The following is a 17,078-nucleotide window of genomic DNA, read 5'->3' on the forward strand; positions in this document are numbered from 1 at the left end:
CAAGCATTTTTTATACTTTTTCTGTTTTTCTATTTATCTATTATACAGAAAACAGAGCGTTTAGGGTATTTTTTAAGATTATTCTTTTCTATTAAAAAAGTAATTAGTGCCCAGAAAAGGAGACGAATGACTTTTTATAGCAATTTGTATAACGCAAATATCCCGAAAGTCAGTACAACTGCTCCCGAAATACGATTTACCCAAATTAAGCTGTTATTCGTAAACTTCGAACGGGCAAGACTAATAGCAAAACTGAGCGAAAGCCACCAGCAGGCCGATCCTAAAAATACGCCTGCAACCATTGTCAAAGCAGAAGCAGCATCAAATGCTGATTTACTAATGCCTACACCAGAAAATACGCCAATAAAAAATAAGATCGTCATTGGATTCGTAACTGTTAAAAAAAGAACGGATGTATAAGAACGAAGTAAACCTTCTCCTTTAGCAGCGGCAGCGTGCTCCGCAGGTCGAGAACGAAAAGTTTGTACACCTAAATAACATAAAAATAATCCCCCAATCAGCTGAAGCCAAATCTTTTGGGTTAGTAAAAAGGTTGTAATGAACGTTAGGCCAAACGCAGCGATGCATCCATAAAGAGCATCTGCTGTAGCTGCTCCCAGCCCGGATACAAATCCGTGTAATCGCCCTTTAGATAACGTGCGATTGATACATAAAATACCAATGGGACCGACGGGAGCAGCAACGGAAAAACCGATCACTAACCCCTTTAGAAAATAAAATAAGTTCATCTTTTACGTTGCTCCTATGAAGTTTTTCTTTAGTATAGTACAAAAGCAATCGTGAATGAAGCCAAATTTGAGAAAGTTGTTAACACATATTTTTAGTCTGTTCGGGTACATCATAATGGTGTTATAAAAAACATCACTAGTAAATTTATTTTAATCATTAAAAAGTTCAAAAACTAAATTATTTTACACAGAAAATTAAATGTAGTAAAATAATTCACTGTTACATATATAGAAAGATCTACCACTGAAAAGTAGTCATTCGTAATGAGATGAAGAGAGGTTAGTCATCATGAGTAATCTGTTTGCAAAAAAAGATGTTAACAAGCTGTTAGAGGAAAATGCAGCAAAAGAATCAACTAAGACACTAGGGTTATTTGATGTTATTTTGATGGGAGTAGGAGCAACTATTGGGACAGGAGTTCTGGTTATAGCAGGGCTAGTTGCCGCCAGGGATGCAGGGCCCTCGGTCTCCATTTCCTTTGTTATTTCTGCAGTAGCCTGTATTCTTGTTGCGCTGTGTTATGCAGAATTTGGTTCAGCTGTTCCAAGTTCGGGAGGCGCATATACATACATATATGTTTCACTAGGAAAATTTGTAGCGCATTTGATAGGGTGGTCCATCGTAGGATGCTATACGGTATCTTTAGCTTCCGTAGCGGGCGGATGGTCATCTTATGTGAATAATGTGCTTACTGAATTTGGTATTAGACTTCCTGAATCGTTCACGGCCATACCAAGCAATGGAGGTATTATCAATCTTCCTGCAGTATTTATTGTGCTGTGCATGTCGTTTTTATTAACAAGAGGGGTAAAAGAAAGTAAAAAAATAAATAACTTAATGGTTTTAATCAAGATAGGTATTGTTCTTTTATTTGTAGCCGTGGGCGTCTTTTTTATTCATACAAATAACTGGCACCCATTTACCCCTTTTGGTGTGAAAGGAATTTTTGCAGGCGCAGCTTCCGTCTTTTTTGCTTATAACGGATTTGATGCCATTTCTACTTCGGCAGAAGAAGTGAAAAATCCGCAAAGAAACTTGCCGCTAGGTATTTTGATTGCACTGAGTGTTTGTGCAGTCATTTACGTAGTAATTGCATTAGTATTAACAGGAATGGTTTCTTATAAAGAGCTAAACGTAGGCGATGCGTTGTCATATGCGCTCAATAGCGTAGGACAAGAATGGGCAGCGCTCATTGTATCTATAGGAGCGGTTATTGGTATTATGGCCGTCGTATTTGCTTATTTGTTTGTCGTGCCTCGCATACTGATGTCAATGAGCCATGATGGATTATTGCCGTCTCTTTTTGCGAAAGTAAACCTAAAAAACAGTGAACCTGTCATATCCACATGGCTTGTCGGGGCGTTAGGCGCGATCGTAGCTGGTTTTGTTGATTTAAAACAGCTGGCAGATTTAGCGAATATGCTGGCGATTGTCACGTTTGCTGCCGTTTCATTTTCGATTTTGGCTCTGCGAAAAAGTCAGCCTAATTTAAAACGCGGTTTCAAAGTACCTTTTGTACCATTTATTCCGATTATTGCTATTCTTTGCTGTATCTTTCTCATGTTCAACTTATCAATGAAAACGTGGATGTATTCAATCGGCTGGATGCTGATTGGCGTCTTTATTTACGTTGGATACGCCAGAAAGAACAAGAGCGCTTAACAAAAAGACTCTAAGCGAACAAGCTAGAGTCTTTTTTGTGTATATATTTCTCTTGAAAGTGATCTATGAACATAACGTAAAAATTAAAACTTTATTTGAGACATATGTCCTTTTTATTTTAGGAAGTGTTATTGTTTAATAAAAGAAACCGTTATGATGGAGAGGAAAACATGAGGGAAATTACGAGTGAGAAACAGCTGATGGAGTATATAAATACTTATAAATTAGAGTCGGTTTTCAAAAAAGAGTTACTACCGCATTTGTCACTGTATGATGTCGAGGCAGGGGAACGTCTTTGTTCTCAAGGAGATGCGTCTCACTGTTTATACATATTGATGAAAGGCAAGGTTAAAGTTTATACCATATCGCCCGAAGGCAAGACACTTGTTCTTTCCTTTAAACAGCCCCTTGAAGTAATAGGCGATATTGAGTATGTACAAGATGTTGAGATTATGAATACGGTTGAAGCCGTTTCACCTTTAGTTGTTATCGGCATACCATACAAACGATTAAAACAGCATGCGAGCAATGATCCACAGCTGCTGACGTTTTTACTGGAAATGCTCACAAAAAAGTTTTGCGCAAAATCGAACTCGCTAAGCTTTAATTTAATGTACCCAGTGGAAGTGCGGCTGGCTAGTTACTTGCTCTCTATTTTTTGTGAAGAATCGCATTTGGTTATGAATCAAAAAACAGAAAGCTTAAAAGATATAGCTAATTTAATCGGAACGACTTACCGGCATTTAAATCGTGTTCTTCAAAAATTTGTAGCGCAAGGAGTTATTGAAAAAAAGAAAGGCTCCATTATTCTCAAAGATAAGGAAAAACTGAGCTGTCTAGCAAATGACAATATATACGAGTAGAAAAAGTAATAGATTAGTTGAAGGGGAGAGAGAAGAATGAAAACATACCGAACGCTGCTATTTGACATTGATAATACGCTTTTAGATTTTAACGCAGCCGAAGAGCAGGCTTTACAGCTTCTTTTTGCTAACCACGATATTCCGCTGACTGAGGAAAGCAAAAAACGTTATAGTTTAATCAACCAGGGGTTATGGACAGCTTTTGAAGAGAATAAAATAAGCCGTGAGCAAGTTGTAAATACTCGCTTTTCTACTCTATGTAAAGAATATGGAATAGAAAAAGACGGAAAGCTACTTGAAGCAGAGTACCGAACGTATTTGAATAATGGCCATCAGCTAATTGACGGAGCAATTGAGGTAATTAAAAAACTGAGCAGGTACTATGATTTGTACGTTGTTACAAACGGAGTCTCGGCTACACAGTATAAGCGCCTTCAAGACTCAGGCCTATATCCTTATTTTAAAGAAGTATTTGTTTCAGAAGATACAGGTTTTCAAAAACCTATGAAGGAATATTTTGATTATGTTTTTTCACATATAGAAGAGCTGTCCGTACATAAAACATTAATTGTCGGAGATTCTTTGAGTGCAGATATTCAAGGCGGGCAGCTAGCCGGTATTGATACGTGCTGGTTTAATCCTCAGGCAAAAAAGAACGATACAAAGTGGGTGTCAACCTACGAAATAGGAAGACTTCAAGAGCTTTATGACTTGCTGAACGTAAGTAATGAAGCAGCTTCGTTACAAGTGTAAAATATATAATAAAAGAAACAAAAAAACACCAGTCCTTTCCTCTGAATAAAAAGGCTGGTGTTTTTTATTTTATGGCTTTTGAGAGCTTAAAAATAACTCTAGGGATATCGGTCTATGAACGTGATTACTAAGGTAATCAATACATATTTAAACAGTTTTATCTCAAAAGCAATAGGGTATTTTAACAATATCCCAGATAAAGTAAGTAACTAGGAGGTCGTAAAAGATGATTAATGGAAAAAGCTTATCTCGTTCAGGAAAGAGTTCATATAGAAGAGAAACAGCGGTTGGAAAAACAGGAATGGTAGCCAGTGCTCATCCAATTGCAACAGACGCCGGAGAACAAGTGCTAAGAGCTGGAGGCAACGCAATTGATGCAGCAATTGCCGTTCAGTTTGGACTCAACGTCGGAGAACCAATGATGACCGGTATTGGAGGCAGCGGCTTTTTTATGGTGTATCACAATGAAAGCAAAACAACTAAAATTTTTGACGGGCATTCTCAGGCTCCTAAAGCAGCTTATCCTGAAATGTTTCTTGATGAAAATAAAGAAGTTATTCCGTTTAGAAAGCGTTCTACTCATGCAACGGCAATTGGAATTCCAGGAATTTTAAAGGCGATGGAAGCAGCTCGTAAAGAGTATGGAACAAAACCCCTTGCTGAATTGATTGAACCGGCTGCCAAAGCAGCAGAAGCAGGCGTGGAAACAAACTGGGTTCTTGGAGATATTTTAAAAACATACGCTTACCGACTAGGAGAACATGCTAAGCAGCTATATTCTCCAAACGGCAAGCCTATGCAAGAAGGAGATATGATTAATAAAAAAGATCTTGCTAAAACATTTCGTATTCTTCAAGAAAAAGGTATCGAGGCTTTTTATGAAGGTGAAATTGCAGAAGCCATTATTTCAACGATCAAAGAGCACGGCGGTTTTATGGAACTGTCGGATTTGAAAGAATACCAGATTAAGATCGATGAGCCCGTGTGGGGAGATTATAAAGGATACCGAATTGCTTCTTCCAACATGCCTAGTGCAGGAGGAACCACCGTGCTGCAAATCTTAAAGCTATTAGAGGACTTTGATGTGTCTCAATACGACGTGAAATCTTGGGAAAAGTATTATTTGTTTGCAGAGGCTATGCGCATTGCATTTTCAGATAAAATTGCATTCTCTGGAGATCCAGCCTACAGTGACATTCCACTAAAAGGGCTTTTAAATGACGAATATATAAAGGAACGTCAAAAATTAATTAATTGGAAACATAAAAATGAGAAAGTTGATTTTGGCAACCCGTGGGATTATGAGAAAGGCCAAAAAGTGAACGTTGTGCGTCAGCCTTATGAACCTGAACGTGAGCTTAGTGAAACAACTCACTTCACCGTAGTTGACCGCTGGGGTAATATTGTCGCTTGTACATCAACTGTGGAACATCCTTTTGGTACAGGAATTATGGTTAAAGACCATGGGTTTTTACTCAACAACGAGCTTACTGATTTTGATGCTATTCCTGGAGGATTAAATCAAGCAGATGCAGGAAAGCGTCCGGTTAGCTGTAAAAGTCCAACCATCGTTTTTAAAGATAGCGAACCTGTACTCACTCTAGGATCTCCAGGCGGACCAACGATTGTAGGGTCTGTGTTTCAAACGCTTATGAATGTCTTAGACTATGGAATGGATATAAAAGAAGCGATTGAAGAACCAAGAATTTTTAATAGTACAGGATCACTTATCGGTTGGGAAGCCGGAGTGGATATGAATGCCAAAGGAGAGCTAGAAGCCATGGGATTTAATTTTGGAGATGAGCCATTCCCAATCGGAAATGTTCAAGGGATTCAAATCGATAAAGAAAACGGCCGTTTATTTGGAGCAGCTGATTCAAGCCGTGAAGGAAAAGCAACTGGCTTAGACTCTTAATAGTTAAAAAATGCATTGTACGCCCTCTCTTTTGTAAAAAGAGAGGGCGTACAATGCATTAAAAAAGATAAAAATGAGTAGGTAAAAAGAAGGAATATTTTTTTCTGAAAACATACTTTAGACCTTTATTATTATCAGCCTAATCTTCAGAAAGGAAAAAGAATAGAACGTTTTCATGTCCGGCTAATAAAAAAAAGGTACTGATTTTTCAAGAGATTAATAAAAACAAAATGGTCGGAAAGTATAAAAAACGGAATAGCGTTTTCAATGCTGGAAAGATAAAGTGTTTAATCATGTAGAAGTATAAAACGAAACGTCTGGAAATCGTGGTTTGAAATGTAAAAAAAGCCGTACACTTTTGTTGGGAAAACGGTTACATAAAAAGGGCTCTTACACGTAAACTTTGGTCCTAGTTACAGCTCAATGAAAAAGATAAAAATGAGAAATAGCTACATTTGGCATGTTTGACTTTCGTCATTTATCCAAGTAATCTTTTGGTTGAACGGAACCGGTTCTGTTTTCGGATTTTTGATAGCTAATTGAATTAATAAATTTATATTCTTTACTAACACAAAAGGAGAAAACATATGAAAATGAAACGAGTTGCTAAGCATACAACTGCTGCTACATTGGCTGCAGCCCTACTAGTAGGTGGAGGATATCAAACATTTGCTAAAGGAAATGACAGTAAAGACTTTAATAATAGCTACGGCATTTCGCATATTACTCGCGATAATATGGTGAAAATTCCACAGCAGCAAAACAGTGATCAGTTTAAAGTTCCTGCTTTTAATGAATCAACTATTAAAAACATTGCTTCTGCTAAAGGAAAAGATGCATCAGGAAATACAATTGACTTAGATGTATGGGACAGCTGGCCATTACAAAATGCTGATGGAACAGTGGCGACTTATCATGGATATCAAATTGTGTTTGCCCTAGCAGGTGACCCAAAAGATTCGAATGACACGTCTGTTTATCTTTTCTATAAAAAAGCTGGAGACAAATCTATTGACAGCTGGAAAAACGCTGGAAGAGTGTTTAAAGACAGCGATAAATTCGTTCCGAATGACCCGCATCTTAAAAATCAAACACAAGAATGGTCTGGTTCTGCCACGTTAACAAAAGATGGTAAAGTTCGTTTATTCTATACGGATTATTCAGGTAAACAATACGGAAAACAAACGTTAACGACAGCTCAAGTGAACATGTCTCAGCCAGACGATACTACGTTAAAAGTTGACGGAGTAGAAGATTACAAGTCAATCTTTGATGGCGACGGAAAGATTTATCAAACGGTTCAGCAGTTTATTGATGAAGGCGGGTATGACACAGGAGATAACCATACGCTAAGAGATCCTCACTACATAGAAGACAACGGACATAAGTACCTTGTTTTCGAAGCGAACACTGGAACAGAAGATGGCTACCAAGGCGAAGACTCTTTATATAACAGAGCATACTATGGAGGAAACAATCTTTTCTTCCAATCTGAAAAGAAAAAGCTTCTTGAAGGATCTAATAAAGAAAAAGCTTCTTTAGCAAACGGGGCTTTAGGCATTATTGAGTTAAATGACGACTATACGCTTAAAAAAGTAATGAAGCCGCTTATTACATCAAACACAGTTACAGACGAAATTGAACGTGCAAACATCTTCAAAAAAGATGGAAAATGGTATTTGTTCACCGATTCTCGCGGATCTAAAATGACGATTGATGGAATCGGACAAGATGATGTGTATATGCTAGGCTATGTTTCAAATACGTTAACAGGAAAATATAAGCCTTTAAATGATACAGGATTAGTTCTTCATATGGATTTAGATCCTAATGATAAAACATTTACGTATTCTCACTTTGCTGTACCGCAAACAAAAGGCGATAATGTCGTTATTACAAGCTACATGACAAATAGAGGCTTTTATGAAGACAACCACTCTACATTTGCACCAAGCTTCTTAGTGAACATTGACGGTTCAAAAACATCTGTTGTAAAAGATAGTGTTCTTGAGCAAGGTCAGTTAACAGTAGATGAAGACTGAGGGCTTTGCAATAGCAACAAAAGAAAATGGTGATTGTAATCACCATTTTCTTTTGTTTTATTCGATGTAGACAAAAAAGAGAAAGGTGGGGTTTGTTTGAAGAAAAAAGGTGCTTATAAATGGATAGCGCTTGCCGTTCTTTTAGTTGTAATAGCCGGACTCATTATAGCAGCCGTATCCAAAAAAGAGGATACAAAAGACCAAGGAAAAGAAAAAGAGAATAAAAGTGAATCCACTTATCGCCCAGTGTATCACTTCAGCACGCCTGATAAATGGAAAAATGATCCCCAAAAGCCCATTTATTTTGACGGGAAATATCATTACTATTACTTATACAATCATGATTATCCTAAAGGGAACGGGACGGAATGGCGACATGCAACGTCTAAAGATTTGGTTCATTGGAAAGATGAAGGAGTAGCTATTCCAAAGTATACAAATAAAAATGGCGATATATGGTCCGGATCGGTTGTAGAAGATAAAGAGAACACAGCAGGCTTTGGTAAAGGCGCAATTGTAGCGATTATGACTCAGCCTTCTGCCGATGGACAAAAGCAAGAACAGTATTTATGGTATAGTACCGATAGAGGAAAAACCTTTAAATCATATAGCAAAAATCCTATCATGCCTAATCCAGGCACCAAAGATTTTAGAGATCCCAAAGTCATATGGGATAATGAACATGACAAGTGGGTTCTCGTCATGTCAGAAGGTGAAAAAATCGGATTTTATGAATCTTCTAATCTAAAGGATTGGACATATACGGGAGGATTTGTAACTAAAGATATTGGCATTACCGAATGTCCAGACCTTTTTCAAATGAAGGCAGATGACGGGACAGTTAAGTGGGTTCTCGGGACAAGTGCAAATGGAAAAGAAAGCGGAAAGCCAAACACTTATGCTTATTGGACAGGAAATTACGATGGAACAACATTCACTCCCGATCTGGACGAGCCGCAATGGCTCGATCATGGCTTCGATTGGTACGGAGCAGTCACGTTTGAAGACGGTAAAAATAAAGGTTCCTTAAAAAAACGCTACGCTTTTGCATGGATGAACAACTGGGATTATCCAGATAAGACGCCAACGATGAAAGAAGGGTTTAACGGCTTCGATTCAGTAACCCGTGAAATTACGCTTTCAAAACAAGACGACAATCAGTACAGCCTGTTATCAAAGCCTGTCGAAAAATTAAATCAGCTAACTGATTCAACAAACTCTCTTGAACAAGTAGAAGTGAATGGAGAGAAAAAGTTAAAGATAAAAGGTGAAGCTTATCAGCTTGATACAGATATTTCATGGTCAGATGCAGAAAATGTAGGCTTACGACTTCGAGAGTCCGCCGATCAAAAGCGGCACATTGATGTGGGTATTTTTGCAAAAGATAACGTCTCATATGTGAACAGAAGCTATAGCAATCAGCCTAATCAAAGCAAAAAGTATGTGGAAAGCCGTGATTACTTTGATGCAGGCAAGAAAAATGTTCATTTGAAGATATTAGTAGATAAAACAAGCATTGAAGTCTTTGTTGATGATGGAAAAACCGTGCATTCTAGCGAGGTGTTTCCGCGTCAAAACGACCAAGGAATTACGCTTTTCTCTCAAGGAGGAACGTCTCTCTTTAAAAATATAGAAATCAAACATCTTCGCTCTCTTCAGTAATTTCCCTACTTTTAAAAAGAAGGAGCAGAATATCGCCTTATTGTGGTTTAGGACTAGGCAGAAAGGGTACATGTCTACTAACAGCAAATGAAAGGGTGTTTATTCAAATGGAAGAGAAAATGAGACAACTAATAGAGGGACTTAATACCGATTTAGCGGGTGAATATTCGGCGGTTATTCAGTACACTTACTATGCGTCTACAGTAACCGGCCTAGAATATCAAATTTTAAAACCTTTCTTTGAAGGAGAAATTCCTGACGAGCAAGGACACGCCCTTTATTTATCGGAAAAAATCAAAAACCTTGGCGGTGAGCCAACAACAAAGCCGGCTGAGGTGAAGCACGTTTCAAATGTGACGGAAATGCTTAAAGAAGCGAGCAAGGCTGAAAAAGAAACTATCCAGCGCTACGAAGAGCGTAAAAAACAAGCGGAAGAGTTAGGGTTAACAGAGCTTGTTGTAAAGCTTGAAGATATGATTGCAGATGAAACAAATCATATGGAAGAAATGGAACGTTTATTAAAAGATCCCCGACTAAGTTAATCATACAAAATACGTAAAAAGTATCCCGTACCAGGTGTTACGGGGTGCTTTTTTGTAATTTGAAAAGGAAATAAAACATCATGTACGCATGTTTCTATCAATGTGAGGAAAGTCATATTTTTGAAATTATCTATCGCTTTGAAAAAATTTATAGTAAAATAATTATTTGGCTGCATATGGCAGCAACTATATGCGGGGCATCACATACATATAAAGGCTAAAAGGGTATACGTATATTGAAACCGCTTTTATGTTTTGGAAGAAAAACCATGGTATGCCCGCAGTTGCAAGGAGAGAGAAAGATGAGAAAACGAATCATGACAGCGCTGCTGCTTGTCACTGTTTTAGCTGCAATGGAAGGAACCATTGTCAGTACGGCTGTTCCAAGAATTACAAGTGATTTGTCGGGCATTGAGCTAGTTAGCTGGGTATATGCCATTTATATGCTGACAACTGCTGTATCTACACCTATATACGGAAAGTTAGCGGATCTATTCGGCCGCAAAAAAGTGATGCTTGTTGGAATCATTATTTTCTTAATCGGATCGATACTTTGCGGACTTAGCTTTTCGATGCAGCAATTAATTGTCTATAGAGCTATCCAAGGGCTGGGCGCCGGGGTCGTTATGCCGCTTACAATGATTATTATTGGCGACTTGTATGAAGAAGCAAAAGAAAGAGCCAAAGCGCAAGGATGGATTAGCGCAGTTTGGGGAGTTGCGGGAGTTCTCGGACCTCTTCTTGGGGGATTCTTAGTGGATACGCTGTCTTGGCGCTATATTTTCTTTTTGAATATACCGTTTGGACTAATGGCTTTTTTTGTTCTTTTAGTAAACTATAAAGAAGAAGTGGTAAAAGAAAAACGCTATATCGATTATATTGGAGCGGTGACGTTTTCAGTGGGAACAATTGCGTTTTTATATGCCCTTTTAACCGGAAGTCAGCATCAAAACTGGGGAGATCCGACCATTATGGGGTTATTTGTTCTAGCTGTTCTGACATTCATTGGCTTTATTTATATAGAAAAGAAATCGCCCGAACCTCTTATCCCGCTTGAACTGTTTTCCATTCGAAGTGTATCTGTTATAAACTTATTAACACTTCTTGTCGGATCAGTAGTTATTAGTATTACGGTCTACCTTCCAATTTGGAGTCAAGGAGTGCTGGGGAAAAGTGCAACCGCTGCTGGTTTTGTATTAATGCCTATGCCAGTATGCTGGACGATTGGTTCACTGCTTTCAGGGAATTTAGTAGGGCGTCTTAAAACGCACTCCATCCTTACGCTGGGCACGGCCATTGTAAGTACGGCTTGTTTTATGCTGTTTTTAGTTTCCACCCACTCACCCGTATTTTTAATTTATGTAGCCGTTGGGGTCCTTGGGTTAGGAATGGGTATTATTACGCCTATTTTTATGCTGGTTATTCAATCAGCGGTCCCGGCTAGCAAAAGAGGAGTAGCGGTGGCTCTTAATACGTTTACAAATACATTTAGTCAAACGCTAGGTTCTGCGGTGTTTGGTACAATCTTTAACTTAGTGACACTTTCACAAGCAAAGAAATTAGGGCAAGAAAATTTAAATGCTTCGTTTGAGACAGGCGGAGTACCAGCAGAAGAACTGTCAAAGCTGCATGAAATTCTTGCATCAGGTGTTCACATTATTTACAGTGGAACATTTTTAGCTGCATTACTAAGCTTTGCTGTTTCATGCTTCCTAGTAAAAACAAGACATGAAAAAATAAAAAATATATCTGTGCAAAAGTAACGAAAGAGGCTGAAACACAAGTATTTTAGTTGAAGGACAATCCGAACGAGTTTGATTAGGAATCAAACTCGTTCGGATTTTTTTATAGGTATGGTGAATGTAGCTTTCACATATCTAGCTGCTTTTAGCTGTTGATTGGATTGATTTCGTTATATATCAGTCTCTTCTTTAAAAAAATATCAAAGAAAGAAAGAAAAAAGATATTGTCTGATAACGTTCCCGCAAACTCATTCATAATAAGAAGGATTTTTATCAATGCAGAAAATTTTTTATTTTTTGTTTTTTTAGTATGGACATTTACCTAGTTGTTGATTATTATGAATTCTATAAGCATTGAATTTTAAGCGCTTTCAAGAGAAACATTTGTCTTTCTCAGGAATACACTTGATTTTTAACTCATATACTGTAAGTGCTTAGATGAATCTTTTAATGGGGAAAAGAGAAGTTTATAAGACGTGTTGAACAACAATGAGGGGGTATGGAAGATGACAAGCAGACGTTTAAAAGAATTCTTGAATAATAATTTAGAAGATTTAAAAGATAAAGGATTATACAATGTCATTAATCCGGTAGAGGGGCCCAATGGACCTGTGATTCAAATTGAGGGAAAGCAATTAATTAATTTATCATCCAACAATTATTTGGGGCTTGCTACAGACGAGAGGCTTATTAATGCGTGCAACGAAGCCACTGAAAAATACGGAGTGGGGGCTGGAGCTGTCCGAACGATTAATGGAACTCTAGATATTCATATTAAGCTAGAGGAAAAGCTAGCCGAGTTTAAGCATACAGAAGCAGCTATAGCTTATCAGTCTGGGTTTAACTGTAATATGGCAGCCATCTCCGCGGTTATGGATAAACATGATGCGATTTTATCAGATGAGCTGAATCACGCTTCAATTATTGACGGATGCCGTCTATCAAAAGCAAAAATTATTCCTTTTAAGCATTCGGATATGGAAGATCTTCGTGCAAAAGCAGGCGAAGCACAAAAATCCGATTTATATAATAAAATAATGGTAATTACCGATGGTGTGTTCTCAATGGATGGAGACATTGCTAAGCTTCCGGAAATTGTAGAAATCGCAGAGGAATTTGACTTAATCACATACGTAGATGATGCTCACGGGTCGGGCGTATTAGGGAACGGCATGGGCACAGTTAAACATTTTGGCTTATCTGAAAAAGTAGACTTCCAGATTGGAACATTATCAAAAGCGATTGGAGCTGTAGGTGGGTACGTAGCCGGAAAAAAAGACTTAATCGACTGGTTAAAAGTAAGAAGCCGTCCGTTTTTGTTTTCGACTGCTATTACACCAGGCACGGCTGCTGCCTGTATGAAAGCAATTGAAATCCTAAGCACAAGTACAGAGCTGCAGCAGCAAATGTGGGAAAACAGTCGGTATTTAAAGCAAGGATTAAAAGAACTAGGCTTTAACATTGGAGAAAGTGAAACACCTATCACTCCGTGCATCATAGGAGATGAAAACCAAACCCAGATTTTTAGTAAGAGATTAATAGAAGAAGGAGTATACGCTAAATCAATTGTTTTCCCAACCGTTCCAAGAGGGACAGGACGCGTTCGCAATATGCCGACGGCTGCTCATACGAAAGAAATGTTAGATGAAGCACTTCGTATCTACAAAAAAGTAGGCAAGGAAATGAAATTAATCTAAACGTTGAATCTAGGCAGTACACGAGGAGGATATTGACATGAAAAAAGTGTTAATAACGGGTTCTTTAGGGCAAATCGGTTCTGAGTTAACGGCGAAAATGAGAGAGATATATGGTTCAGAAAATATTATTGCCACCGATATTCGCAAAACGACGAGCGATGTCGTGACTTCAGGTCCATTCGAGATTTTAGATGTAACGGATCAGACTGCGTTATTTACGATCGCTAAAAAGCATAAAGTTGATACGATTATTCACTTGGCTGCGCTGTTATCAGCGACAGCCGAGCAAAAACCGCTTCTAGCTTGGAATCTAAATATGGGCGGATTAGTAAACGCGCTCGAAGTAGCACGCGAGCTTCAGTGTCAATTTTTCACTCCAAGTTCAATTGGTGCATTTGGTCCAACGACTCCAAAAGACTGGACGCCGCAGGATACAATTCAACGTCCTACCACGATGTATGGTGTTAATAAAGTAGCGGGTGAATTACTTTGCGATTACTACCACCATAAATTCGGAGTAGATACACGAGGGCTGCGTTTTCCAGGCTTAATTTCATACGTAACGCCTCCAGGTGGAGGAACAACGGACTACGCTGTTGAAATTTATTATGAAGCCGTTAAGCATAAGCGATATACCTCTTACATTGACAAAGGAACATATATGGATATGATGTATATGCCTGATGCATTAAATGCTGTTATCCAACTAATGGAAGCTGACGGTTCTAAGCTGAAGCACCGAAATTCATTTAACGTTTCTGCCATGAGCTTTGATCCAGAACAAATGGCGACTGAAATCAGAAAAACGATTCCGGAATTTGTGCTGAATTATCAAGTAGATCCTGTTCGACAAGCAATTGCGGAAAGCTGGCCTAACCATATAGATTCCAGCTGTGCAATAGAAGAGTGGGGGTTTAAAACAGAATATAACCTAGAAAAAATGACGAGAGAGATGCTGGGAAAGTTAAAAGTTGAATTACAGCTTGTCTTAACGTAAGTAGAGAAAAATGATTTCTTCCTTAAAATTAAAGTAAGCGCTTACTGAAAGGTAGGTTACTTGTTTATGCAAGTTCTACTTCGTAACAGTGGTGGACAGTACACATAGATCTCCTAATCCTTTAAGTGAGCGCTCGTTCGTTGAATAATCAGCACCTTTGTAAGTACCGTCTGTTAAAATAATAAGGGGATAGAAGGGAGGGAATGACAGTTGAGCAATAAATTTCAACAAGTTAATGATTTTTCAATGGGAAGATTAACATCTTTACTCGTTCTTTTACATAATACGGAACTAGCTGAAGGTATTGAAAAGGAAATTAATGAGAGAGGATACAGCTACACAGTAGGAAAAGTCGGAGCGATGGAGCTGTCTAAAGTCGTGGCGGCAATTGAAACGAGCGCCAAGACAAACAAAATTATTAATGCCCAGTCATACCGGGAAGTTCACGCTCTTTATCATGCTATACTTGAAGCTATTCAAGGAGTTAGTCGAGGAACGCTGCAGCTGGGTGATATTTTACGGACGGTAGGACTCACATTTTCAATCGTGCGCGGAAAAATTGAGTTTTCAGGATCAAGCGACGAATGGATTAGCGTTTGTGTGTATGGAACGATAGGTGCGCCTAAAAAAGGCTTTGAACATGATACATTAGGCTTTGGTTTTAACCACATTTAAAAAATAATGAACGAAATAGTACGAATGTAAAAAGTGAGAGATGTACATAGCTGCTTTAAAGAAGATATTTTTCTTATTGAAAGGTTCTGTGCGGCGTGTTAACATAATAATTAATATAATAACTGCCTTTAAGACGGTCCAGAGAGGCCGAAAAGGACGGATCACTCATTTACTGCTTCTATGCCTATCTGTGCCCTTTTGCCCTCTGCGACAAAAGGGCTTTTATGTGTTACTTACCTCTTTTAAACGAAGTCCAGAGAGGCTTCAAAAGAGAATGGAGATATGTTATTTATCCATTCCTTCAAAAAAGAAAGAGCGTTGATACGGAAAGAATACACTGGAGGGTGGAACAACATGAATTATCGTAACAAGACAGTTGTAGCATCAGTAGCAGGTTTGACGTTAGAAGGGATGGACATTATGTTTATCTCGTTTGCTATGTCAATGATTATTGCTGAATTTCACATTGATTTAGCAACAGGTGGACTTATTTCTTCTATTACGAATATAGGAATGCTGATAGGTGGAGTCATCTTCGGAATTTTAGCAGATAAATTTGGAAGAGTGCGGGTTTTTACCTACACGGTTCTTCTATTTGCAGTCGGAACGGCATTAACAGGTTTTGCAGCAAATGTTGAACAAGTGTATGCTTCGCGATTTATTGCCGGAATTGGGGCTGGAGGAGAGTACGGGATCGGTATGGCTCTTGTAGCAGAAGCGTGGCCGAAACATAAGCAAGGACGAGCTTCATCCTATGTTAGTATTGGCGCACAATTTGGAGTGATCCTTGCGGCGCTTTTAAGTTCTCTAATCCTGCCGATTTTCGGATGGAGAGCGCTGTTTTTTGTGGGAATCATCCCCGTCATTTTTGCTTTTATCGTACGAAAAAATTTAAACGAATCTCCTGAGTGGCTACAAGCTCAAAAAGAGAAAACAGCGGTTGTTAAAAATAATGGTAAGCTTCGTCAATTATTCGCTACGCCTAGGACGGCGATGACGACTATTTCGCTGGCAGTGATGGCTACAGTCCAAATTGCAGGCTATAACGGACTGATGATATGGCTTCCATCTATGCTTCAGCAATCACAAGGCCTCTCTGTTTCAAGTTCAGCTCTTTGGACAATCAGTACAGCCGTGGGAATGATTATAGGCATGCTAACATTTGGTCAATTTATGGACCGTTTTGGATCGAAACGTACTTTTGGAATCTTTCTTCTTGCTTCAGCTTGTGCGGTATTTTTATACTCGTATGCCGAAGGAGGTGCAGGGCTGCTTATAGGAGGAGCTGTGGTCGGATTTTTCTCAAACGGAATGTTCGCGGGATACGGAGCATGGATCAGCAGCCACTATTCAGTAGAAGTGCGCAGCACTGCAACGAACACCATTTTTAACTTTGGGCGAGCGCTCGGAGGGTTATCACCCATTCTTGTCGGCTATCTTTTGCAAAGCTATGATATGACAGTAGCGATGACGTACTTGGCGGGGCTGTACTGTATTTCGTTTATTTTTATGGTAAGTCTTAAAAGAACGGGAGAAAAGAAAGTGAAACAAATGAACGCTCAATCTGCTCTTTAAAATAAAAGATAGATTCTATGCTTTTCTGGAAAAAACCGCGCTTATTCAAAAGGGCGGTTTTTTTGAGTGTATAAAAAATAAATTCAGATATACGGTTGTTTTTTCGCAGATGCTTTATTAACAAAGACACATTATCTATAAAAATATTTATGAATAAGCAGATATTTTCTAATTTGTATTATAGTAATTCCTCTCTTACAATA

13 protein-coding genes are annotated in these 17,078 nt (G+C 38.5%); 12 read left to right on the forward strand and 1 reads right to left on the reverse strand.

All coding sequences use genetic code 11. The features are described from left to right. Window positions 1-134 precede the first annotated feature (134 nt). Entirely contained in the window at window positions 135-749 is a 615-nt protein-coding gene (locus ACFX4E_RS22010) for a LysE family translocator (protein ID WP_043979180.1), read from the reverse strand. Between the two features lie 289 nt (window positions 750-1,038). Here ACFX4E_RS22010 and ACFX4E_RS22015 point away from each other — a divergent pair, with 289 nt between their 5' ends. From ACFX4E_RS22015 to ACFX4E_RS22070, 12 genes are all read left to right on the forward strand, one after another. Continuing rightward, the gene (locus ACFX4E_RS22015; RefSeq protein ID WP_377238443.1) at window positions 1,039-2,412 is read left to right on the forward strand and encodes an amino acid permease; all 1,374 of its coding nucleotides are present in this window, start codon (window positions 1,039-1,041) and stop codon (window positions 2,410-2,412) included. Window positions 2,413-2,582: 170 nt separating this feature from the next. Further along, window positions 2,583-3,275: a Crp/Fnr family transcriptional regulator gene (locus tag ACFX4E_RS22020; protein ID WP_028408102.1), complete on the forward strand. Its 693-nt coding sequence runs from the start codon at window positions 2,583-2,585 to the stop codon at window positions 3,273-3,275. 36 nt (window positions 3,276-3,311) lie between these two features. Next, a complete protein-coding gene (locus ACFX4E_RS22025; protein ID WP_028408103.1) occupies window positions 3,312-4,028 on the forward strand; it encodes a YjjG family noncanonical pyrimidine nucleotidase in 717 nt (238 codons plus the stop codon). 226 nt (window positions 4,029-4,254) lie between these two features. Then, window positions 4,255-5,943 carry a gamma-glutamyltransferase gene (ggt, locus tag ACFX4E_RS22030; RefSeq protein WP_028408104.1) on the forward strand — a complete coding sequence of 563 codons (1,689 nt, stop codon included), beginning with the start codon at window positions 4,255-4,257 and terminating at the stop codon, window positions 5,941-5,943. A 587-nt stretch (window positions 5,944-6,530) separates the two neighbouring features. Continuing rightward, window positions 6,531-7,985 carry a glycoside hydrolase family 68 protein gene (locus ACFX4E_RS22035; RefSeq protein WP_377238444.1) on the forward strand — a complete coding sequence of 485 codons (1,455 nt, stop codon included), beginning with the start codon at window positions 6,531-6,533 and terminating at the stop codon, window positions 7,983-7,985. Window positions 7,986-8,081: 96 nt separating this feature from the next. Next, complete coding sequence (locus ACFX4E_RS22040; protein WP_377238445.1) at window positions 8,082-9,647, forward strand: glycoside hydrolase family 32 protein; 1,566 nt, start codon at window positions 8,082-8,084, stop codon at window positions 9,645-9,647. A 107-nt stretch (window positions 9,648-9,754) separates the two neighbouring features. Continuing rightward, entirely contained in the window at window positions 9,755-10,189 is a 435-nt protein-coding gene (locus ACFX4E_RS22045) for a ferritin-like domain-containing protein (protein WP_013056263.1), read from the forward strand. 302 nt (window positions 10,190-10,491) lie between these two features. Then, entirely contained in the window at window positions 10,492-11,952 is a 1,461-nt protein-coding gene (locus tag ACFX4E_RS22050) for an MDR family MFS transporter (protein ID WP_377238446.1), read from the forward strand. A 485-nt stretch (window positions 11,953-12,437) separates the two neighbouring features. Further along, on the forward strand, window positions 12,438-13,628 hold the full coding sequence (locus ACFX4E_RS22055; protein ID WP_028408108.1) for a glycine C-acetyltransferase: 1,191 nt from the start codon (window positions 12,438-12,440) through the stop codon (window positions 13,626-13,628). 37 nt (window positions 13,629-13,665) lie between these two features. After that, on the forward strand, window positions 13,666-14,625 hold the full coding sequence (locus ACFX4E_RS22060) for an L-threonine 3-dehydrogenase (protein WP_377238447.1): 960 nt from the start codon (window positions 13,666-13,668) through the stop codon (window positions 14,623-14,625). A gap of 210 nt (window positions 14,626-14,835) precedes the next feature. Next, window positions 14,836-15,300, forward strand: coding sequence for a histidine utilization transcription antiterminator HutP (gene hutP / locus ACFX4E_RS22065; RefSeq protein ID WP_013056267.1), 465 nt, complete (start codon window positions 14,836-14,838; stop codon window positions 15,298-15,300). Window positions 15,301-15,654: 354 nt separating this feature from the next. After that, a complete protein-coding gene (locus ACFX4E_RS22070; RefSeq protein WP_377238448.1) occupies window positions 15,655-16,875 on the forward strand; it encodes an MFS transporter in 1,221 nt (406 codons plus the stop codon). The last annotated feature ends 203 nt before the right edge of the window (window positions 16,876-17,078 follow it).

It is taken from the genome of Priestia sp. YIM B13491 (assembly GCF_042787605.1).
GTDB classification, from domain to species: domain Bacteria; phylum Bacillota; class Bacilli; order Bacillales; family Bacillaceae_H; genus Priestia; species Priestia megaterium_E.

Bases quoted from the DNA above. Each gene is read 5' to 3' on its own strand.
- ggt (WP_028408104.1), top strand. From the start codon at position 4,255: ATGATTAATGGAAAAAGCTTATCTCGTTCAGGAAAGAGTTCATATAGA.
- ACFX4E_RS22035 (WP_377238444.1), top strand. From the start codon at position 6,531: ATGAAAATGAAACGAGTTGCTAAGCATACAACTGCTGCTACATTGGCT.
- ACFX4E_RS22050 (WP_377238446.1), top strand. From the start codon at position 10,492: ATGAGAAAACGAATCATGACAGCGCTGCTGCTTGTCACTGTTTTAGCT.
- ACFX4E_RS22060 (WP_377238447.1), top strand. From the start codon at position 13,666: ATGAAAAAAGTGTTAATAACGGGTTCTTTAGGGCAAATCGGTTCTGAG.
- ACFX4E_RS22055 (WP_028408108.1), top strand. From the start codon at position 12,438: ATGACAAGCAGACGTTTAAAAGAATTCTTGAATAATAATTTAGAAGAT.
- ACFX4E_RS22070 (WP_377238448.1), top strand. From the start codon at position 15,655: ATGAATTATCGTAACAAGACAGTTGTAGCATCAGTAGCAGGTTTGACG.
- ACFX4E_RS22010 (WP_043979180.1), bottom strand. From the start codon at position 749: ATGAACTTATTTTATTTTCTAAAGGGGTTAGTGATCGGTTTTTCCGTT.
- ACFX4E_RS22020 (WP_028408102.1), top strand. From the start codon at position 2,583: ATGAGGGAAATTACGAGTGAGAAACAGCTGATGGAGTATATAAATACT.
- ACFX4E_RS22025 (WP_028408103.1), top strand. From the start codon at position 3,312: ATGAAAACATACCGAACGCTGCTATTTGACATTGATAATACGCTTTTA.
- ACFX4E_RS22015 (WP_377238443.1), top strand. From the start codon at position 1,039: ATGAGTAATCTGTTTGCAAAAAAAGATGTTAACAAGCTGTTAGAGGAA.
- ACFX4E_RS22045 (WP_013056263.1), top strand. From the start codon at position 9,755: ATGGAAGAGAAAATGAGACAACTAATAGAGGGACTTAATACCGATTTA.